Annotated in this window: 21 protein-coding genes; 14 read left to right on the plus strand and 7 right to left on the minus strand. The window is 68.1% G+C overall.

Annotation, left to right across the window (positions count from 1 at the left end; genetic code table 11):
* Positions 1-26 precede the first annotated feature (26 nt).
* Both ABZ930_RS27385 and ABZ930_RS27390 read right to left on the minus strand, forming a co-directional pair.
* On the minus strand, positions 27-887 hold the full coding sequence (locus ABZ930_RS27385) for a glycoside hydrolase family 16 protein (protein WP_361553015.1): 861 nt from the start codon (positions 885-887) through the stop codon (positions 27-29).
* A 113-nt stretch (positions 888-1,000) separates the two neighbouring features.
* Positions 1,001-1,663: a hypothetical protein gene (locus ABZ930_RS27390; protein ID WP_361553018.1), complete on the minus strand. Its 663-nt coding sequence runs from the start codon at positions 1,661-1,663 to the stop codon at positions 1,001-1,003.
* A gap of 307 nt (positions 1,664-1,970) precedes the next feature.
* On the opposite strand from ABZ930_RS27390, the gene ABZ930_RS27395 reads away from it, so the two are divergent.
* Positions 1,971-2,651 (plus strand): DUF2238 domain-containing protein, encoded by a 681-nt coding sequence (locus tag ABZ930_RS27395; protein WP_361553021.1) that lies wholly within the window; start codon positions 1,971-1,973, stop codon positions 2,649-2,651.
* A 74-nt stretch (positions 2,652-2,725) separates the two neighbouring features.
* On the plus strand, positions 2,726-3,028 hold the full coding sequence (locus ABZ930_RS27400; protein WP_361553024.1) for a hypothetical protein: 303 nt from the start codon (positions 2,726-2,728) through the stop codon (positions 3,026-3,028).
* A gap of 248 nt (positions 3,029-3,276) precedes the next feature.
* Here ABZ930_RS27400 and ABZ930_RS27405 read toward each other — a convergent pair whose 3' ends face one another.
* The 3 genes from ABZ930_RS27405 to ABZ930_RS27415 all read right to left on the minus strand — a co-directional run bounded on the left by ABZ930_RS27405 (position 3,277) and on the right by ABZ930_RS27415 (position 6,759).
* On the minus strand, positions 3,277-4,305 hold the full coding sequence (locus tag ABZ930_RS27405) for a hypothetical protein (RefSeq protein ID WP_361553027.1): 1,029 nt from the start codon (positions 4,303-4,305) through the stop codon (positions 3,277-3,279).
* Positions 4,306-4,740: 435 nt separating this feature from the next.
* Positions 4,741-5,799 carry an amidohydrolase family protein gene (locus ABZ930_RS27410; RefSeq protein WP_361553029.1) on the minus strand — a complete coding sequence of 353 codons (1,059 nt, stop codon included), beginning with the start codon at positions 5,797-5,799 and terminating at the stop codon, positions 4,741-4,743.
* Positions 5,800-6,129: 330 nt separating this feature from the next.
* Complete coding sequence (locus ABZ930_RS27415; RefSeq protein ID WP_361553032.1) at positions 6,130-6,759, minus strand: TetR/AcrR family transcriptional regulator; 630 nt, start codon at positions 6,757-6,759, stop codon at positions 6,130-6,132.
* A 131-nt stretch (positions 6,760-6,890) separates the two neighbouring features.
* Between ABZ930_RS27415 and ABZ930_RS27420 the strand changes: the two genes are divergently transcribed.
* Genes ABZ930_RS27420 through ABZ930_RS27430 form a run of 3 tightly spaced genes read left to right on the plus strand, consistent with a single transcriptional unit; the run spans position 6,891 to position 10,397 of the window.
* Positions 6,891-8,495, plus strand: a complete 1,605-nt coding sequence (locus ABZ930_RS27420; protein ID WP_361553035.1) for a bifunctional 3-(3-hydroxy-phenyl)propionate/3-hydroxycinnamic acid hydroxylase — start codon at positions 6,891-6,893, stop codon at positions 8,493-8,495.
* A 13-nt stretch (positions 8,496-8,508) separates the two neighbouring features.
* Entirely contained in the window at positions 8,509-9,384 is an 876-nt protein-coding gene (locus ABZ930_RS27425) for an alpha/beta fold hydrolase (RefSeq protein WP_361553038.1), read from the plus strand.
* Positions 9,381-10,397, plus strand: coding sequence for a VOC family protein (locus ABZ930_RS27430; protein ID WP_361553040.1), 1,017 nt, complete (start codon positions 9,381-9,383; stop codon positions 10,395-10,397). The genes ABZ930_RS27425 and ABZ930_RS27430 overlap by 4 nt, the downstream gene beginning before the upstream one ends.
* Positions 10,398-10,708: 311 nt before the next feature.
* Here ABZ930_RS27430 and ABZ930_RS27435 read toward each other — a convergent pair whose 3' ends face one another.
* Positions 10,709-11,434, minus strand: coding sequence for an alpha/beta fold hydrolase (locus tag ABZ930_RS27435; RefSeq protein WP_361553157.1), 726 nt, complete (start codon positions 11,432-11,434; stop codon positions 10,709-10,711).
* 174 nt (positions 11,435-11,608) lie between these two features.
* Between ABZ930_RS27435 and ABZ930_RS27440 the strand changes: the two genes are divergently transcribed.
* Entirely contained in the window at positions 11,609-11,998 is a 390-nt protein-coding gene (locus ABZ930_RS27440; protein ID WP_361553043.1) for a helix-turn-helix domain-containing protein, read from the plus strand.
* Positions 11,999-12,086: 88 nt separating this feature from the next.
* On the opposite strand, the gene ABZ930_RS27445 is transcribed toward ABZ930_RS27440, so the two are convergent.
* Positions 12,087-12,560, minus strand: a complete 474-nt coding sequence (locus ABZ930_RS27445; protein ID WP_361553046.1) for a hypothetical protein — start codon at positions 12,558-12,560, stop codon at positions 12,087-12,089.
* Between the two features lie 302 nt (positions 12,561-12,862).
* Here ABZ930_RS27445 and ABZ930_RS27450 point away from each other — a divergent pair, with 302 nt between their 5' ends.
* From ABZ930_RS27450 to ABZ930_RS27485, 8 genes are all read left to right on the plus strand, one after another.
* Positions 12,863-13,573 carry an N-acyl homoserine lactonase family protein gene (locus ABZ930_RS27450; RefSeq protein ID WP_361553049.1) on the plus strand — a complete coding sequence of 237 codons (711 nt, stop codon included), beginning with the start codon at positions 12,863-12,865 and terminating at the stop codon, positions 13,571-13,573.
* 85 nt (positions 13,574-13,658) lie between these two features.
* A complete protein-coding gene (locus ABZ930_RS27455; protein WP_361553052.1) occupies positions 13,659-14,225 on the plus strand; it encodes a hypothetical protein in 567 nt (188 codons plus the stop codon).
* 164 nt (positions 14,226-14,389) lie between these two features.
* On the plus strand, positions 14,390-15,175 hold the full coding sequence (locus ABZ930_RS27460; RefSeq protein WP_361553055.1) for an SDR family NAD(P)-dependent oxidoreductase: 786 nt from the start codon (positions 14,390-14,392) through the stop codon (positions 15,173-15,175).
* A 498-nt stretch (positions 15,176-15,673) separates the two neighbouring features.
* The gene (locus tag ABZ930_RS27465; protein ID WP_361553058.1) at positions 15,674-16,177 is read left to right on the plus strand and encodes a DapH/DapD/GlmU-related protein; all 504 of its coding nucleotides are present in this window, start codon (positions 15,674-15,676) and stop codon (positions 16,175-16,177) included.
* A 311-nt stretch (positions 16,178-16,488) separates the two neighbouring features.
* Positions 16,489-17,328: a DUF6461 domain-containing protein gene (locus ABZ930_RS27470; protein WP_361553060.1), complete on the plus strand. Its 840-nt coding sequence runs from the start codon at positions 16,489-16,491 to the stop codon at positions 17,326-17,328.
* A 469-nt stretch (positions 17,329-17,797) separates the two neighbouring features.
* The gene (locus ABZ930_RS27475; RefSeq protein ID WP_361553063.1) at positions 17,798-18,484 is read left to right on the plus strand and encodes a hypothetical protein; all 687 of its coding nucleotides are present in this window, start codon (positions 17,798-17,800) and stop codon (positions 18,482-18,484) included.
* Between the two features lie 544 nt (positions 18,485-19,028).
* The gene (locus tag ABZ930_RS27480) at positions 19,029-19,328 is read left to right on the plus strand and encodes a hypothetical protein (protein ID WP_361553065.1); all 300 of its coding nucleotides are present in this window, start codon (positions 19,029-19,031) and stop codon (positions 19,326-19,328) included.
* 570 nt (positions 19,329-19,898) lie between these two features.
* Positions 19,899-20,120, plus strand: a complete 222-nt coding sequence (locus ABZ930_RS27485) for a hypothetical protein (protein ID WP_361553068.1) — start codon at positions 19,899-19,901, stop codon at positions 20,118-20,120.
* Positions 20,121-20,232 lie beyond the last annotated feature (112 nt).

Below are 20,232 nucleotides of genomic sequence, written 5' to 3' on the forward strand. Positions count from 1 at the left end.
GGTCCGGCGGCAGATTCCGGTGGCGTTCAGTGGTGTCCGGTGCCGTAGAAGCGTACGTAGTCGATGGTCATCGTCGCGGGGAGGCGGGTGGAGTCGTCGGGTGGGCCCGGCCAGTCGCCGCCGACCGCGACGTTCAGCAGCAGGTGCATGTCCTGCTCGAAGACCCAGTCGCGTGTGGCGGGCAGCTTGTCGGGGGTCAGGGTGAAGTACTGCTTTCCGTCGACGGACCAGGTGATGCGGTGGGGCTCCTTCTCGACGGCGTAGGTGTGGAAGGCCCGGCCGGCGCCGGCGGGGAGCGAGGTGGAGCCGCCGATGCCGTTCTCGTTGTAGTAGGTCGGGCCGTGCGCGGTGCCGTACACCGTGCGGGGTTCGTCGCCGACGACTTCGCTGATGTCGATCTCGCCCTGGCGTGGCCACTGCGCACCGTTGTCGCCGAGCATCCAGATCGCCGGGAGCAGGCCCTGTCCGGTGGGCAGTTCTGCCCGGACCTCCACGCGCCCGTGGCGGAGCGAGACCTTGTGCGCGGTGGTCAGGCGCGCCGAGGTGAACGGGCAGACTTTCTGCGGGTAGCAGGGGAGTTCCGCCTCTTCGGGGGCGCGTTTCGCGGTGATGAGCAGGTGACCGGTGCCGTCCAGCGCGGAGTTGGCCGCGTCGTCGGTGTAGTACTGCAGCTCGTTGTTGCCCCATCCTTCCTCGTCCCGGTTGCCGGTCTCGGTGTTCCAGTACTTCACCGAGGGGCGGGTCCCCGCGGATCCGTCGAACTCGGCCTGCCAGAAAAGCCTGTCGCGGTCAGGAGCCGGCCGTCGTGCCGCGTCCTGTGTCGACACACACCCGGCCAGAAGGGCGCCGACGGCGAGCATGAGGATCGGGCGGACAGGGTGCTTCAACGGGTGCTCCATAAGCCGTAAAGGTACGTGTGCAGGGGCGGGGCCGCCGCGGCCCGCGGCATGGCTCTGCCTTGATAGGAGCTACACCCAAGCGAACTGCACTCCGGCCTGCTCTACGTGGGGCGATGGCGGCCGAGAGCGCGCGCGAGTTCGCCGACCGGCGCCAGTATGTGTCCGCCATCGCCCGCGCACCACCACACAGCCTCACTCTCCCGCTCCGATCCGTGGGCACCGAGGCCGTGGTGCGGGCACTCCGGCCACACCTGCCAGGTCCGTTCGAGCAGGCTCTCCTGGATCAGGATGGCCAGGCCGGTCAATGCTGTGGCCGGGTCGTCGCACATGTGCGGCAGGATGGGGCCGCCCCAGGTGAGTCGTTCGCCGTCGGCAAGACGGACACCGGCTCCCACCGGGAACCAGTCCTCGAGGATCTCGATCTCCGGTTTGCCCTTGATCCCACGCGTGGGCAGATCTCGGGCCACGATCCCCAGAGCCGCACGCAACGTCTCCAAACGCTCGGGAGCGAGGTCGAAGCCGGGATCGAAGCCCACGTCGGCCAGGATCCGCAGGGCCAACGCGGTCATCTCCGCCTGCGACACCTCGGCCGGGTTCCGCTCGACGACCTCCAGGACGGCATCGGTGTGATGGAACCTGTCGAGCAGTTCACATGCGAGGGTGACGACGTCCTGTGGGTCAAGGCTGCCCTCGCGTACGCCGAGGTAGACCCTTCGCATCAACTGCTCAGTATCGGCTTCGTACTCGGCCAAGGCGTCGCTCACCAGCCCAGTATCGCCATGCAGCACGGTTCCCCGCCGCGAGATTTTGCGGCATGACAGGAACCTCGCATCTGCTCGTGACCGCTTTAGGGGTGCCAGCCACGGCAGCGGACATCGAGCAGGCCGTCCTCGTGGAGATCGGTGAGTACGCGCAGGCGATCGACCTCTCCGCCGCCTCCCGCACATGGTGCGGCCATCACTCATGCCGATCGGGGAGATGCGACGCGGTGGTCTGAGTACCCGTACTCATGAGGGCGGTCGCGGCTGAGCCCGACAGTGGTGGCCCGCACCGAAACATGAGGAGCAGGCGATGACCGCCACCCACCCCGCCCCCGCCCCGACGCCGGCCGTGAGCCTGTTGCCCCGGCGCCGCCTGCCGGCTGTCCTCGCCGTCGCGGTGACCGTGGCGCTCGTCGTGTCGTGGTTCGGTGCGGCCGATCCGACGACCTGGCTGCTGGAGACGGTGTGGGTGATGGCGGGACTGCCGCTGGCGATCCTGCTGCGCCACCGTTTCCCGTTGAGCGGACTGCTGTGCGGGCTGCTGGCTGCGCACGCCCTGGTCCTCATCGTGGGCGGCCACTACACCTACGCGGAGGTGCCCGCGGGGGACTGGGTGCGCGACTGGCTCGGATGGAACCGCAACCCCTACGACCGCTTCGGCCACTTCATGCAGGGCTTCGTCCCGGCCGTCCTGGTTCGCGAACTCCTCGTCCGCACCTCCCCGCTGCGCAACAGCCGCTGGCTCCCCGCGCTCACCATCTGCGCCTGCCTGGCCTTCAGCGCCGTCTTCGAGATGCTGGAATGGCTCGCGGCGGTCACCGGAGGCGACGCCGCCGACGCGTTCCTGGGCACCCAGGGAGACGTGTGGGACACCCAGTGGGACATGTTCTGCGCCCTGATCGGCGCCACCTGCGCCCTGCTGCTCCTGAGCCGCGTCCACGACCGCGCCCTGGCCCGTCTGGGTCTGGCAAGGTCGGCCGCCTCCTCGTGAGACCGATGGCCGGCCGTCCGGTGCGGAGGTTTCCGCCCACATCCACTGGCCTCGGACTGACGTACGGTCTCCGCATGACCTACTACCTCGCCAGCGTGCCCGTCGACTTCACCAAGGAGCCCACGGGAGCCGAACTGAGCGACCTGAACGACGCACTCGCGCCCTACGACCCCCGAGGTTCCAGAGGCAGTCTCTCCTGGCGGCGCGACGACGCCGGGAACGTCACGTTCAACCTCGTCGTGGAAACCGCTGACGATCGGGAGGCCAAGAGCAAGGCGCGGGAGACTCTCACCGCAGCGTTGTTCGCCAACGGCCGCCGGAACGTAACCGCGACCGTGCGGGCCGAGGACGACATCGAGATCATTCCCTGGAAGTAGCGCGGTGAGGTTCTTTGTTGCCCTCAGACCTGACTCGATGAGGTGTTGCTCCTCGATTTCATTCCTGTCTGCTTCTGAGGCGGTGGCCGTCTGCACGGTCCGGCGATGAATCAGCCTTCTCCGAGAGAGGCCGGTGACGGCGGATTAGGGGTGGAGAGTCGGCTCGGGGCATCGCCGTCAGCCGCGATGTGAGAGTGGGGCACGCCGCTGTCGTCCGGTTCGGCAACGAGCACCTTGCCCAACGGGGTTCAGATGTCGGCGCGGTGGTGGAGGCGCGGGATGCCCAGGTCCGGCAGGTCGATGTGGAGGCGGTGTCCGCGGCCGCTCATGGTGCCGTCGTGGGAGAGCTCGGCCGGATCGGTGCCGAACTGTCGCAACTCATCGACGAGCATGCTGGCGGCCGTCGCGGCGTGGGCGCGGTCTTTCATGGCGTACGGGAAGCGGCGTTGCCACATCGAGCGGGAGTTCTCCCAGCCGCTCCGGATGAGCCTGGCGGTGTCGGCCGGATTCGGCTGGCGCATGGATCCGGTGGCCTCGATGACGAGGGTCAGGTCCTGGCTCCAACACTGGACAAAGCGCAGAGGATCCTGAGCCACCCCCAGGTGCAGGATGAACCTGCCGGGAAAGTACGGGACGTCGTGGATGAGGGATCGCAGCGCTTCGCATAGGCGCTTCTCCACGTCTTCCCAGGTGGTTCCGGACCTGTCCGCAACCACCTGGGAAGAAGGTATGGACGCCTCGGTGGCCTGCCAGCGACCTCGCGCACGGGCCTGGCCGAAGGTGTCGGCGTGCGCGTCGGGTGGCAGGAGCGCGAGGCTCATCTCGCCGCCGTCATGCGCGTGTACCTGAAGGGCGGGGAGGGCGGGGTCGGGTTGCCGCCACAACATCCACGGGCCTGAGGAGCCGCCCCACAGGGCAGGCGGGCCCAGCTCCTCCTCCATGACCCACCATGCGGCGCGGACGCGGTCCACGGCGCCGAGCACGTCTTCGTCGGGCAGGTCGACGACCCGGATGTCCAGCCTGCGCACCTGTTCGGGTTCCGAGGCGTCGGCGATCAGCGTGCCGTAACCGGCCGAGGGACCCTTCCGGGCAGTGAACCTGTGCCAGACCTGGCCCGCGACCTCCCTCGGCTCCCGGAGTTGCCAGCCCAGCGCGGACGTCGCGTGCGCGAACTCCGACAAGCTCCATGAGCCCGGACGCAGCGGTGCCACCTCTCTCACGCAGGCACGGAAGATGTCGTCGTCGAGCCAGTTGCCGCGGGGGATCGTGTGTTCCATCCGGCAGACAGTAGCGGCCGGTACTGACAGGCCGGGACGGTCACCGTTGCCGCGATCCGCCTGTGACCACGTCCGTGGTGACGCGCCCGTTCAGAGGTCCTCGGCCCCCGGGTAGTGGCGGCGAAGTTCGCTGAGTACGCGCGCGTCGCCAGCCCTGACGTCCCACCACGTCAGGCCGAGGCCGAAACTGCCGAGGCGAACCAATAGCTCAGCCAGGGTCACGTAGTGCTTTCCGTGCCATGCGACCCCGTTCGTGCAGCGAACACTGGGCCGCGGCCCAGATCAGCGCATAGGACCCATCGGACAGACCCTGGCAGTGGCCCGGCGAGTGCAGCTGCCGGGCTCCCGTCAGAGTGCGGCTGATCACGGCTTTGCACGGTGTGTTCGCCTTCAGGTGTCTCACTCCGGTCCTCGCCGCAGCCCCCTTCTCCGCCCTCAACCTCGCCCTGCCGGAGCTGGCTGGAGGAGCTTGAAGACCAGACGCGCTGCGGTGCGCTGGGCTGCGCGGCGCAGGCGCACCGCGGCGGCAGGAGTGGGGAGTTGTGCTGGGGGAGTGGCGGCCAGGCGAGGGAAGAGCGTTTCGGCGTTGGAGCGGTTGACGGCCTTGAGTGTGTCTACGTCGACGTTGCCCTCCAGGCCGTTGACGAAGTACTGCCCTGCTGCGGTGGGGGCGAAGGGCCAGTCGCTGCCGAAGAGTATGTGTCCGGGACGGGCGAAGGCCAGAAGAGTGGGAAGGGATGCCGGACTGGAGGACAAAGCCGTGTCGAAGTAGAAGGAACGCAAGTCGTCGAGCACGTCGAGCGGGCTGCGCGCCGTGTCGTTGGCGATGCTGATGGCCATGCGGTGCGAGGAGTAGGGCACGAAGCCGCCGGCGTGGCTGAGGATGAATCGGATGTTGGGGTAACGCCGCAGGATGCCGTTGCGGACCAGGAGATAGGCGGCGCGGGTCGTGTCCAGGAGAAAGTCGGCGGCGAAGGCGGGGATGCCGTCGACCGTGGATGCCGGGAGATCCGCTGGGTGGACGAAGACCACTGCGTTGCGGTCGTTGAGGGTGTGCCACAGCGCGTCCTGCCCTTCGGCGCCCAGGTAGGTGCCTTGGTTGTTGGCGAGCAGGGTGACACCGTCAGCGCCCAGGTCGTCCAGCGCACGTGTGGCCTCGGCGGAGGAGGCGTCGGCGTCGGGCATGGGCAGGGTGGCGAAGAAGCCGAAACGGCCGGGGTGATCGACGGTCAGAGCGGCGCAATAGGAGTTGAGCCGTCGGGCCAGGGCGACCGCTTCGCTTGAGGTGGTGAGGAAACCGGTGCCCGGTGTGGACACGGAGAGGATCGATGTCGCGATCTCCAGCTGGTCCATCAGGTTCAGGGCGGACTTGGGGTTCCAGTCGGGCAGGGCTCGCCCGCCGGCGGCGGCGATGCCGGCCGCGGCGAGTTCGTCGCGGTAGAAGTCGGGCACCGCGTGCTGGTGGACGTCGATGCGCTGTGCAGAGAGAGGCATGAAGTGGCCTTTCGTGCTGTCTGCAGTGCAAGGGGAAGTGCCGTCCCGGCCGTCGACCGCGTTCCGCCGGTCCGCATGACGAGGCAGGGGCGTCTGTGCGCGGAGCCTTTGACGAAGTCCGGCGTGGCGGCGACGGAGGGGTTTGCGGGAGGGACCGGAAGAGGAGAGAGGGGCCACCGTGGGCTGCAACTGCCTGCGCTGCGGCCCGGCCTCGGACAGATCGAGGCCGGGCCGTGGTCCGGGAACGGGAAGCGGCGCGGGCGGTGTCGTGCAGTGCGCCGCATCAGGCCGCAATCGGGCGTGGCCCCCGCGACCGTCGGCTGACCGTGTTCATTCCTCGCCTTTCGCTGCCATCCGCACCGCCGCGGCGTAGACCAGTTCAGCGTGCAGTTCGAACATCGCGACCAAGTCGACGGCGTCCCCGTGGATCTCCCGCTGGACGAACAGTCCATCGGCACCGGCGATGGCGTAGGCCGTGAGCAGGCGGACGGACTCCTCGTCGAGGGTGGGGACGAGCGTCCTGGCCATTTCGACGATCTTTGCGCCTGCGATGTCCCGGACCTGGAGGAACACCGCCCGGCCCCGAGGCTCGGTGGGGCGCCGTTCCAGGGCGAGCATCAGCCCGAGCCGGAGGAAGTCGGGGGCATCGACCAGTGACTTCGCCACGCTCGCTGCCATGCCGGTGAGCCGCTCCAGCGGGGTGCCGGTCTCTTCGCCCGGCAGCTCGACGGCGGCGAGCCACGTTTCGAAGCTGCGCTCGATGACCGCGGCGATGAGGTCGTCCTTGTCCTTGAAGTGCCAGTAGATCGAGCTGGCAGGCAGTCCGCACTTGGTGCTGACCGCCGCGATCGACGTGCCCTCGTACCCCCGCTCGCCCGCGATCTCCACGGTGGCGTCGAGGATGCGCTGCCGCGATTCCACTCCGTTGGCGCGCTTCTTGCGGGGTGTCTGCGGGGCCATGACGGGTGCCCTTCCTGGTGTGTGCTCGGCGCTTGACCGTCTTCGACAGCAAGCCTACCGTAGCATTCACTCCAATTAGAGTGACCACTACATTAAGGATTCTGCGACGTGATCGACAGCGAGGGGGCCCGATGAGTGAGACCCGGGCCGGTGCAGAGGCCGAAGACACCGCCTACGACGTGGCGGTGATCGGCTATGGCCCCACGGGTGTGACCGCGGCGAATCTGCTGGGCGCGACGGGCCTGCGAGTCGTTGTCGTGGAACGGGACGCCGAGATCTTCACGCGCGCCCGGGCCATCTCCACCGACGAGGAGGTGGTGCGCATCTGGCAGCGCATCGGCCTGGCCGAACGGCTGAAGCAGGACATGCTGACCGAGCGGCCCGTCGACTTCGTGGACGCGGCCGGACGACCCTTCCTCAGCGCCCGACCGACCCCGCGCGGGCACGGTCACCCGCCCCAGATGTTCATCTACCAGCCGGCCCTGGAACAGGTGCTGCGAGAAGGCGTCGACCGTTACCCGAACGTCGAAATCCTCCTCGAGCACGAGTGCCTGCGGGTCCGTCAGGACTCCACCGGAGTCGAGCTGACCCTGGCCGGCACCCACGACGACTCTGTCCGGCGGCTGCGCGCGTCCTACGTCATCGCCGCCGACGGCGGTTCCAGCCTCACCCGCGCCCAGCTGAACATCGGATACGAGGGGCGCACCTACGAGGACCGCTGGGTCGTCATCGACACCAAGATGCTCAAGCCCTGGCCCGGCCACGACACACTGCGCTTCCACTGCGACCCGGCCCGCCCGGCCGTGGACTGCCCCACACCGCTGGGGCACCACCGCTACGAGTTCCCGCTGCTGCCCGACGACGACGAGAAGCACCTGGTCACCGAGGACGCCGTGTACCAGTTGATCTCCCGGTACGGGATCGGCCGCGACAGCATCAAGGTCCTGCGGGCCACCGTCTACAGCCACCACGTCCGCTTCGCCGCCCGTTTCCGCGTCGGTCGGGTCTTCCTCGCCGGCGATGCCGCGCACGCCATGCCGCCCTGGATCGGTCAGGGCATGGCCGCCGGCGTCCGGGACGTGGCCAACCTCTGCTGGAAGCTGGAAGCCGTACTCCGCGGAGAGCTGCCCGACAGCGTGCTCGACAGCTACGAGACCGAGCGCAAACCGCACGTCATGGAGGTCACCAAGCGGGCCGTGTTCGTCGGACGCATGATCACCGAGCGCCGTCCGGCACTCACGCGAATCCGCGACCACGCCCTGCGCGCACTCGACCGGGTGCCCGGCTTCGCCAACCGGCTGCAGGCCTCCCAGTGGATCCCCGTTGCCCACTACGACGCAGGCCTGCAGGCCACGCCGCACGCCAAGGCCTCCGGCCGTCAGATCCCCCAGCCCTGGGTCCTCGATCCCGGCGGCAACCGCGTGCGCCTGGACGACGCACTGGCCGGCCGGTGGCTGCTGCTGCACGCCCGTACGGCCACGCCGCAACCCGCCTGGGACCGCCTCGACGTGCCGTCGGTGACCCTCACCCCAGCCGGCAGCCGACCGGCCGGCGACACCCTCGTCGACACCGACAACGTGCTGCTGCCGTGGATGGGCGAACACCGCGCCACCACCCTCGCGCTGCGGCCCGACGCCTACGTCTACGCGGCCGCCACGACAGGCCTGCTTTCGCCACCGCCCCGGGACTTCGCCCTCCGCACCGCTGCCCGCCCGGCCGCGTCCACCATCTCGTGAGGACACCGACACCATGACCACGACCACCGGTCTGCCGAAGATGCAGGAGACGACGTACGACATCGGCGGCGGAAGGAAGATCTTCGCCGCGGAAACCGGAGAGGGCCCGCCCGTGCTGCTGTTGCACGGCGGCGGCCCGGGCGCCTCCGGTGTCTCCAACTACACGCGCAACATCGCGGCCCTGGCCGAGAACCACCGCGTCATCGTTCCCGATCTGCCCGGCTACGGCCGCAGCACCAAGGGCATCGACGGCACCGACCCCTTCGGCTTCCTCGCCGACGGCATCCGCGGCCTGCTCGACCAACTCGGCCTCCACAAAGCCCATCTGGTCGGCAACTCCTACGGCGGAGCCTGCGCGCTGCGCCTGGCCCTGGACACCCCCGACCGCGTCGACCGCATGGTCCTGATGGGACCCGGCGGTATCGGCACCACCCGCGCCCTGCCCACCCCCGGCCTGAACAGCCTGCTCAACTACTACAGCGGGGACGGCCCTTCCCGGCTCAAGCTGGAGAAGTTCATCCGCCACTACCTCGTCTTCAACGCGGCCGATGTGCCGGACGCCGCCATCGACGAGCGCTACCGGGCCAGCATCGACCCCGACGTGATCGCCGCACCGCCGCTGCGCCGCCCGTCCGGCCCGAACGCGCTGCGCACGCTGGTCAAGATGGACTTCACCCGGGACCGGCGCCTGCGCCGGCTGCCGGTACCCACCCTCGTGCTGTGGGGCGCCCGGGACAAGGTCAACCGGCCCTCGGGCGGCCACCTGCTCGCCGAGCGTCTGCCCGACTGCGACCTCTACGTGGTCGCCAACACCGGCCACTGGGTCCAGTTCGAACGCGCCGAACTGTTCAACCGTCTCTGCGCCGACTTCCTGGCAGGTCACCGATGAGCACCCGGACCAGTGCCCCGTCCGTCTTCGGCGCCGTCCACCTCGGCTACATCGTCATCGAGACCAACCACTTCGCCGACTGGCAGCGCTTTGGCACCGACGCCATCGGCATGCACCACGACGCTCTCGCATCCGACCTGATGCGATTCCGCCTCGACGACCAGGAATGCCGCTTCCTGCTGCGCAAGGGCCCCGCCGAGGACGTGGTCGCCCTCGGCTGGCACATCGACGACCACACCTCCTTCGAACAGATCGAAGCCCGCATCCGCGCTCACGGCGTACCCGTGACACAAGGCTCCGACGAGGAAGCGGCTCTGCGCGGCGTGGAGCGCCTGCTGCGCTTCCCCGGCCCCAAGGGCATCGCCCAGGAGATCTACACCAATGCGCTTCGAGCGGCCGAGCCGCTGCGCATGCTCGCCTCGGGCTTCGTCACGGGCGACTCCGGTATGGGGCATGTCGCGCTGACCTCAACGAAGCCGACAAGGATCCGCGGCTACTTCAACACCGTCTTCGATGCCCGGCTGACCGACTACATCGACGAGACCATCAGCGGCGTCAAGCTCAAGATCCGCTTCCTGCGCGTCAACGAGCGGCACCATTCCATCGCGGTGGCCGCCACCCGCGGCCTGCCCGTCGACCCGGTCCGTACCCGGGTGCAGCACCTCAACATCCAGGCCGCCACCCTCGACGACGTCGCCCAGAGCTACCAGCGCGTGCACGAACTCGGCTTCGACATGGCCCTGTCCGTCGGGCAGCACACCAACGACAAGGAACTGTCCTACTACGCCCGTACCCCCTCAGGCTTCGAATGGGAAGTCGGCTGGAACCCGATCGTCATCGACGAGAGCATCTGGGAGCCCACCATCCACCAGGGCATCAGCATCTGGGGACACCTCCCCGTCGGCCGGACCATCGTCGACAAGCTCGACCAATTCCGCGCCGGTGCCCGGTCCCTGGCACGCTCCGAGGACACCGTCGCCAAGCTGAGCGGCAACGGCATCGCCGACGCCTGACCCGGTACGGTCCGTGACGCCGCCCAAGGTTCCGAGGGACATGGCCGTCACCGGAGTCCGACCTTGTGCTCCAGAGGCAAGGGCCGCCGACAGGGCTCGCGCGCCTTCGGTCTCCACGCCCCAGACCCGCCCGGGGGCATGCCGTCACTGTAGGAGTCGAGCAGTTCCTTGAGCCGCTCGACAGCGCTACGGCCAACCCCGCCTGGCCCGGCACCGGGACCCGCTACGACAAGACCGCCGAGTCCTACCAGGCAGTTGTCACCCATGCCTCGCTCCTGATGCGGGCGTGACACATGGGCGACAGCCCCTGACTAGGAGAGTTTGAGGAGCAGTTCGCTGAGTTCGCTCGGCATGGTGATCATGCAGTCGTGACCGGTCGGGAGCTCCCAGACCTGGGCGGCACTGCCGTTGGGCTGGATCGAGGGGACGGGGCGATGGGTGACGCCCGCCGGCATGGCGCCGACATTGTGAATGTGCGTGCGCGGGATCGCGTCAACGGCTGGGTTGTCCAGTCGCACCGGCTGCTGCAGACAGCGCACCGGCTGGTCCGAGAGCATCGTGCGCAGCCAGGCGACGTCGTCCGGGTCGGTGACGCCGAACAGGCCGAGGGGAGCGGGCTGTTCGGGCATCGGCGGCACGCGCCAGCCGCTCTCGGAGTTCTCTGCGAGCTCGATCAGTTGCCGTGTCACGGGGATGACGTCGACTGCGGACTCGCCGTCCTCCGGGACCATCGCGTCGAGGTAGACCAGGTGCGCGATGCGTTCCGGAATCCGGTTGGCCGCGGAGGAGATCACCAGCCCTGCGTAGCTGTGGCCGACGAGCACGACGTCGCTGAGGTTCTCCTCGGCGATCAGCCCGACCACGTCGTCGACGTGCGTATCGAGACCCACCTCCGGACCGAGCAGATGTGCCTTGTCGCCAAAGCCTGTCAGGGACGGCGCGAACACCCGGTGCCCGGCGGCCTCCAGCAGCGGTACCACCCGCTCCCAGCACCGTCCGTTGTGCCAAGCGCCGTGCACCAACAGAAATGTGGACATCGATCTTCCTTCGAAGGAGCAGAAAGACACGGTCACGCGCATACCGCTGGTTCGCGGCTCTGGCGGTTACCTTTCGTGCCTCGGTACTGTTTGAGTACCAAGAGCATGCTGGTGCACACGACGCGCAGCAGGCAATAAGGCACTTTTCGGTGACCCGGTTCTCTGGAGGTAACCATGGACGCGCTACAGGGCGATCCTCAGTCGGCGGCATGGCCCGGCGATGCGTGCCGGACTCGGGTGGTGCTCGACATCGTCGGAGACAAGTGGTCGCTGCTGGTCGTGCGCAATCTCAAGGACGGACCGCGCCGTTTCACCGAGCTCAAGAGGGCCGTCGACGGCATCAGCCAGCGCATGCTCACCGTGACACTGCGCAGCCTGGAGCGCGACGGAATCCTGACGCGCACCGTCCACGGCGTGATGCCGCCACATGTCAGCTATGAGCTCACCGAGATGGGCATCACCCTGCGCAAGGCCACCGCGCCCCTGCTCGAATGGAGCGTCGCGCACCTCACCCGGATCGACGATGCCCGCGCCGCCTATGACGCCCGCACGGATCCCCGATGACCTCAGAGCTTGCCCGATGCAGCAGAACCGCGGAGCCACGCGGCGGCCTGCGGTCCGCGGACTCTGCCGGCAGGTGACTGAGTTGGTCTCACTGCTCCAGCTGTCGTAGGCGGAGGCGTGCCGCGTTGCGGATACGGCGGGTTCGCCCGTGGTCGGCGAGTAGCCGCACCGCAGCGGGTGTGCTGATGAGCGGTGTGTTCGTGGCTGTGCGCTGGCACCAGTCGGTCGCCCCGATGAGTTCCTCGGCTGTCCAGGCTTCACCCAATGCGATCGATCTGAGCAGCCTCCACTCCCGCAGCCGGCGGCTGAGGTAGTCGCGCTCGCCGATCGGTGCGGCCATGGTCCGAGCCCACGTGACGAACGCCGGGCCGGTGAGCAGTTGAGTGGCGCGGCGATCCAGGTGACGGCCGACCGCGCTGTCCGCCATCGTGGCGTCCTGATCGCGCAGCACGGCTGCCACCAGATCAGCCTCGTCCGTGTCGACGACCTGCTCCAGAGCATGGAGGTAGCGGGCGAAACGGGGATGCTCGGCGATTTCTTCGTCGATGCGCGATTCGGTCATGCCGTCAGTTTCTCCGGCCGCTCGACGAGCTGGCCGCGTTGGACCTGTGCGCCGGCCCCCACGAGGCCGACCCGAGGCTCTGCGCGGCCCTGATCGACCGGCTGACCTTCTGCGGCAACTTGATCCAGGTCGGCGCCGAATGACATCGCCTCGCCTTCACGCAGGCCCGCGCCGCGGCCAAGGCTCCGCGGCAGGCTGAACCCCGCGCGTGAATCGCACGCCCCGCGGCCGATGAGGTCGGCCGTGGCTCTGCTCTGGGCAGATCGGCCGACCGGGACACCCACACCTGCGAGGCTGGCCGCATGCAGAAGAACATGCCGGTGCGTCGGCTCGATCTGGGATATTTCATCCGGCCCGCGTTGGAAACCGGCGGCCCGCAGCCGCGGGTCGAACCTGTGCTCGCCTACTTGGTGCAACACGAGCGCGGCCTGATCCTCTTCGACTCCGGCATCGGCAAGGCCGATCCCGAGACCGAGGCCCATTACCGTCCCCGACGCCGGGCCTTGCAGGAGGCCCTGGCCGCGGCCGGAGTCGGTCCTGACGACATCTCCCTCGTCGCGAACTGCCACCTCCACTTCGACCACTGCGGCGGAAACCCTCTCCTGGGCGGCAAGCCCATTCTGGTCCAGGACGTCGAGTTGGCCACCGCCCGCAACGGCGACTACACCTTCGTCGAGCTGATCGATTTCCCTGCCGCGTCCTACGAAGAACTCGCCGGTGAGGTGGAGGTCTGGCCGGGTGTCTGGATCATTCCGACGCCGGGCCACACCAAAGGACATCAGTCGCTGGTCCTCCGACAGCCCGACGGCGCGGTAGTCCTCGCCGGCCAGGCCCACGACTTCGCCTCCCACTTCGCGTCCGACCAACTGGCCCGCCAAGCGGCACTTCACGGCGTGGAGCAGCCGCTTCCCGCCCACCCGCACTGGCTGGAGCGACTTGCCGACTTCGATCCGCGGCGCGTGCTCTTCGCACACGACTGCTCGGTCTGGGAACCGTCGCGGAGCACCTTCTAGGCCAGCTCGGACGACCCCAGCGCTGTCCGTTTCCACCTGCAAAGTCATGTGCCTTGATTGTGGTCCTGACACCTATGCTGCCCAGGTGGACAGTCGCTACCTACGCTCCCAACGACTCCTGCGTGCGGCGGTGCTGCAGATGGCCGCCGAGCAGCCATCCCAGAAGCTCTCCGTCGCTGAAGTGTGCCGCACCGCCGGTGTCACGCGGGACACCTTTTATCGGCATGCGGGGTCCCCGGTCGATCTGCTCGCCTCGGCGCTGGGGGAGGAGATTGCGGAGGTGGTCGGCGGATACGGAGACATGTCCGGCCTCGCTGATTTCCGCGCGGGTGAGCACGCCCTGCTCGCGCACGTCGCGGGTCGCGCCGCGGTGTACCGGAACGCGCTGGATCCGCAGCTGCTGGCGCCGCTGCGCGCGAACCTCGAGAAAGTGATCCGCGACTACCTGCGTGATCACTTGGCCAGGCACCCGGAGAACCTTCCCGCGGGCATCGAGGCTGCGGACCTGAGCGCGATCGGCGTCGTGGCGGCTTACGCGGCGGCCGGCACGGTCGGGGCCATCGAGGCGTGGCTGGTCGAGGAGCCGCTGGATGTCGAGCGCGGTGTGCGACTCATCCTGGCCGCTTCACCCGAGTTCTGGTTCCGCACCTGACCGCCACTATCTGACACCTGTCAGATAGTGGCGTAGGGTGGAGAGCGGTCCGTGCACGCAGGCGGTCCGACACGCTTCCCGGCGCTGCTCTTCGCGCGCCCTCGTTGCTGCCGAACCGTGCGGTGCGGCAGACATCAGCGAAGAGTGCTCGAGAGGAACCTGAGATGTCCCTTTACCAAGGCCGATTCGACGGCAAGGTCGCGTTCGTCACCGGAGGGGTCTCCGGCATCGGCGCCGCGGTGACCTCCCGCCTGCTGGCCGAGGGGGCCACCGTCGTCGCCGTCGACGTCGCGCAGCCCGCGATCGACCGGTTCGTCACGGAACACCCGGACGCCGGCGCCCGGCTCGACACCCGAGTCCTGGACGTCACCGACCCGAGCGCGGTGACCGCGACCATCGACGAAGTGGCCGACACATACGGCCACCTGGACATCCTCGTCGCGAATGCGGGCGTCGGCGCGGGCGGAGCCGTCGCTGACGTCGACGACGCGTCGTGGCGGTTCGTCCTCGGCGTCGACCTGGACGGCGTGTTCCACGTCGCCCGTGCCGCGCTGCCGCACCTGATCGCCTCCAAGGGCTCCATCGTGAGCACCGCGTCGATCTCCGGCATGGGCGGAGACTTCGGGATGGCCGCGTACAACGCGGCTAAGGGCGCGGTCATCAACCTCACCAGGAGCATGGCCGTCGACTACGGCCACCAGGGTGTACGAGTCAACGCCGTCGCCCCCGGCCCGGTCGCCACGCCGGCTCTGCGTCCCATCCTCGACGAGAACCCGCAGGTCCGCGCGGCTTACGCGGAGCGCATCCCGCTCGGCCGGGTCGGTGAGTCGGACGAGATCGCCGGCGCGATCCTGTTCCTCGCCTCCGACGACGCCGGCTTCATCAGCGGTGTGACCCTGCCTGTCGACGGCGGCCTCACCTCCTGGACCGCCCAGCCCACCCTGTACTGACCCTGTCCCCCGTACGGCACCGAAGCCGACAGGGCCTCGACGCGCCCGGCCGCCGTCTCGCCACAGCGCGCACTCGCCGCCGTATCGGGGGAGAGGCGGCCGCCCCTGCTCAGCCGGCGGAGCGCGATGGTCGGCGGCCGCCTCCTGCACGTCTGTCGGCCGCAAGAGGGGCTGGGCCTCGGGCGTATGGCTGAGCTGTGATTCGCCGCAGGGCCGGGTCGGTTCGCATCTGCTTCCCGCGTCTTTTCCAGCGTCGATCGCCCTTCACGCAGGCGCGAAGCACTGTGGCACACGGCAATTCTGACGTGTGAGTCGAGGGCCGCGATCCGCCCGCCGCCTGCTGTCGCCGCGAACGTCCCGACGCTTCGACATCCATGGCCGGATCGTGGCGACACAACCAGTGGTTGTGACCGGTGTGCCGGGAGGTTGTTTGCCCGGGACAGCGCGGCGTTGTTTCACTCGCAGCAATCACACGAGGGTTGTTGCTGAAGGGACGACATGGACTTTGCACAGAAGGTGCGGCGGGCGATCGCAATGGCCGAACAGATCAACAGGCTCGCCTACGTCCAGCAGGGAGAGATCCATGAGCGGTGGAGCGAGCTCACCGGGCAGGCGGTGGACGAGACCTTCCATCTCATCCCGCCCGTCTATACCGACCACGGTGTGAATATCCGGGTGGGTCGCAACGTCTTCGTGAACCAGTGCTGCCGCTTCAACGACGTCGGTGGCATCGATATCGATGACGAGGTGATGCTCGGCCCGAACGTCAGCCTGATCACCTCGGGGCACCCGCTGGATCCGGCTCGGCGGCGCACCGGGATCACGTCGGCCCCGATCCGGATCGAACGCAACGTCTGGGTCGGGGCGTCCGCTGTGATTCTGCAGGGAGTGACCATCGGTGCTGACGCTGTGGTCGCTGCCGGTGCCGTCGTGACCCGCGACGTTCCTGCCCGGAGCGTCGTCGCGGGGGTACCGGCGACGGTGATCAAGGTCATCGACTGAGCCGGCCCTGTACTTCCCAGGCTTTCGTACGCAGGGCTGTCAGAGCCTGATCTGAGACGTACGCTCCGCCGAACGCCGGCCGGGGCCCCCGCCATCATCCGCTTCCAGCGGGGATCTTCGCCCCCCCCATGCAGGACATGCTGCGGTGCCGGGTCGGCACAACCCGCAGGTCCAGAACCTAACGAAGCGCTACTAGGAGCTCGTCACACGAGCAGACCGCTGACACGGACCGGGCGCAGACCAAGTCCGAGCCGCAGTTGCGAGATTCGGGCTTTCGGGCATTGTCAGAGGCGTCAGGAACACTGTGCCGTATGAACTTGGTGACCGTGCACGATTACGCCTGGATCCGCACCTCGCCGCTCTTCGACCACATGTTGGAAAGCGGATACACCTTGACACTGATTCGGGGGCGGAGCCCGCAGGAGGTGCTGCGTGCGATGGAGGCGGAGCCGCGCGGCACGGGGGAGGGCACGGCCGGGCTGATCGAGGCGGATGACGCTCACCGTGCAGAGGCGGATGACGACTGGGACGAGTCCTACGTCGCGGGCGCCTTCAGTACTCCGGGCGAGAGAGGCGATTGGACAGTTGTCCTCGGCTTCGACGGTGGCCTGGGGATCGAGGGCGCGTGCGCGGAGGCTCTGTCGAAGGGCGGCCGGGTCGTGGCGCACTCGAGCAACGGCGGCAAGCCCATCCATCTCTTCCACTGGTTCGAGGACGGTGAGCTCCGTACGACGTTCGAGGGTCCCTCGGCGCGCGACGGCAACAGCCCCGATGAACTGGTCCCCCTGTTGCGGGAAGTCGGCTTCCAGCTGACTGCCGAGGGAGAGCACGACGAGAGCGCCCCGGCCGTCGACAGGAAGGCGGCGGTCCTTGCTCTGACCGAGAGGCTCACCGGCGTACACGTCACCGAATCCCTCCTCCGGGACGCGAGATACGAACTGGGACTCGTCCCCGAACAGCCCGCCAAGGAGTGGACGGGCCTGGTCATCGACATCACCGATGCCCACGGAGAGCGTCTGTACAGGGAATGGTCTTACGAGGAGGTCGCGGCGGCTTCCGACCGCGCACGGGCGGAGGCGAACGCGCCGATCGTCATCACCCACGACGAGCCCCTTGCCAAGGATTGCTCGGAGCGCGAGACGGGCGCGTAGTGAGCGAATGGGCACCCACCACTGGTCCGTCGACTCACTCGGAGCTGCTGCCAGCGACCTCCCTTTCCAGGGCTGCAAGATCGTGCCCCTTGGGCTTGCCTCAGCGATCCACTTCGACGAGGTCCGGAAGAGCGCGCGTGCGAACTGGGCAGGTGTCGGCGCGGAAGGCGGCGTGGGAAGGCGATCTGAACGACTGTGCCGTGGACGGCTCGCGCGCCAGGGCGCTCAACGGCTTCGCTGTACGCGACGGCAGCGAGGGCAAGCACGTTCCCCGTCCGCAGGAGCGCCCGGCGCCCACCTGGTTCGTGCCGGCAGGCTCCCGCCGCCGTGCGAGTGAGCGCCGTTTGCGGGAACCGAGGTCGCTGAAACAGAAACCGGACATGTACAGGATCATTTGAAGATCGTTTCGACCCTAGTGTCGTCGGTGTCAGGAAGAAGCTCCGCCACCGACAAGCCACTGGAGATCACGATGCGTTCGCGTCTCACCGCCCGTTCCGCCCGTATCGCCCTGGCCGCAGCGGCCGTGACGGCCCTCGCTGCCACCGCCACTGCCTGCGGCCCCGACGACAACACCGACGCCGACAGCACCGCGAGCCCCTCCGCCGTCGCCTCCGCCGGCGGCGAAGGCTCCTCCGCCGACAAGCCCTCCGCGGACGCCTCCACCACCAAGGGCTCCTCCAACGGCGGCTCCAGCAGCGGCGGTTCCGACGACAAGTCCGGCTCCACGGCCGGCGACAAGAGCGGCTACGGCCAGTCCTGCGGCACCAACGACCTCGAATTCACGGTCACCACGGAGACGCAGGCCGGCGGCTACTACCTCGTCACCGCCAAGGCGAAGTCCGGCATCACCTGCTACCTGGATGTCAACACGCCCAGCGTCTCCTTCGGCTCCGGCGCCGACGGTGTCGCCTCCCCCGTCGGGCAGGGCGGCGAAGACCCGATCAAGCTCTCCGGCTCCGCCGTCGCCTACACCGGCGTGAGCCCCAAGACCACCAAGGAGAACGGCGGCGTGGAGTTCGAGAACATCATCATCGCCACCACCGACAACGACCCGCACCCGGCCGAGATCAAGCTCCCCGACACCGCCACCGTCGACAAGCCCATCGTCACCAACTGGTCCACCAAGCGCTCCGAGACCGTCCCCGTCATCGTCTGACGGACGTGACACAAGGAGCCCGGCGACCGCATAACCGCTGGCCTTCACAGGTGGACCCGGCCATGAGGAGCGAATCCGAGCACCCGATGGCATCTCCCGTCGTCTCTCAAATCGCCTATTTCCGCAACATGGCCCGCACAACAGGTACCCCGATGTCCCAAATCTGTCGGGGGCTGCGAATGCGGTCGTCCGCACGCTCGAACGAGAACGTGTGCCCTCGGGCATTGTGTCGGTAGGACTCGACGTGTGGTCTGCCCGCGTCCATGGCAGAGCGGCGACATCCGGAGCTGTTGCTGCCTGCGGGTAACAACCTCTGCGGACGGTGCATGATCACCGGCAGGTGGTCAACGGGATTCCGCACCGGGTGCGGTCCGGGGTGCAGCGGTGTGACCTGCCGGTCTCACTGATGGCAGTGCCACCAACTAACCTTCAGCCTACGCAGGGCAGGTGACGGGTTGTTACGTAAAAGGCCGGCCCGTGCGACTGTTTGTGATGCCAAGGTGCTCGCTGCTGGCGGCGCTCCGTTCGAGCGAAGGGCTGAGCCGTGCCCGATCGACCTGAAATTGTCTGCATCTGCGGCTCTACCCGGTTCGTGGACGAGATGCGTGCGGCGAACCGTGATCTGACCTTCGCAGGGGTCATCGTTGTCGCCCCGGGCGAAGCAGACGAGTTGATCACCGACCAGCAGAAGACGGTGCTGGATGCCCTCCACCTACGCAAGATCGACCTGGCTGACCGGGTTCTGGTCGTCAACCCTGGCGGGTACATCGGCGAGTCCACGAGCAAGGAAATTGCTTATGCCCAAGCCACCGGCAAGCCGATCTCGTTCACTAATCCCGTCTGACCAGTAGCCGCTTGGCGGTACGCGCGGACAATGAGTCGCCGTCAGCCTCGGCGCGTGTTGTAGAGATCTTCGAAGCTGTTGAGCAGAGGGCCTGGTGGCCCGCAGCCCGGGCTGGTCGACGTCATCGTCCTGGACGTGAAGCGTCTGGTTGAGAACGGGCTGTGCGCGACGGCGGATTGGCTGGCGTGCGTAGGCAGCGGCCCGTCAGGACAGTGCCGACGGGACGCGGCGGATCCGCGCAGTGGGAACCACCAGGGCGGCCGACGGCGCAACTGGCCGGGATATCGGGCCCGTTCCGCGTGCTCGACCAGGGTGATCAGGTCGCCGTGGCCGTGGCCGTGGCCGTGGCCGAGGTCGCGGGGACGCGTGTCGCGTTGCTGCAGCGCAAGCTCCGCGAGCAGCGGCTTAAGGACCCGACCGCCTCCACCTCTTCACATTTACCACCCCTCCCACCCAAACGTGAAGGGCGCAGTTGTGCGACTGTTGCGTCGGTTACGCACGCATCCATATGGGGGGACTTTCATGCGTACTCGTGCTGTTGCGGCCTCTGCCGCTCTCATCCTGTGCACCATGCTGGGCTCGGCAGCGTGCTCGTCATCTCCCGAGAGCAAGCCCTCCACCGACAGCTCATCTTCGGCCGAGCAGCGCCAGCCGGACAAGGGCTTGCCCGCTGGCGATCCGTCAGAGTGTGCGACCTCCAGCGACAAGCTGCCGGAGAGCTGCGAGGTCGACCTCGACGTCTCCGATATCGAGATTGCAACCCCCGCGACGAAGCCGCCGGAAGAGTGGTGACGGTGTCGCGGAAGAATGGGGCTGAGATGGCCATGTGGCCACGACGCAGCCGTGTGTCCTCTTCGCGTTGCCCATCTAACGTGACCCGACTGTTGCCATGAGTGTGACGCTC

The sequence above is a fragment of the Streptomyces sp. NPDC046716 genome (assembly GCF_040645755.1).
GTDB lineage: Bacteria > Actinomycetota > Actinomycetes > Streptomycetales > Streptomycetaceae > Streptomyces.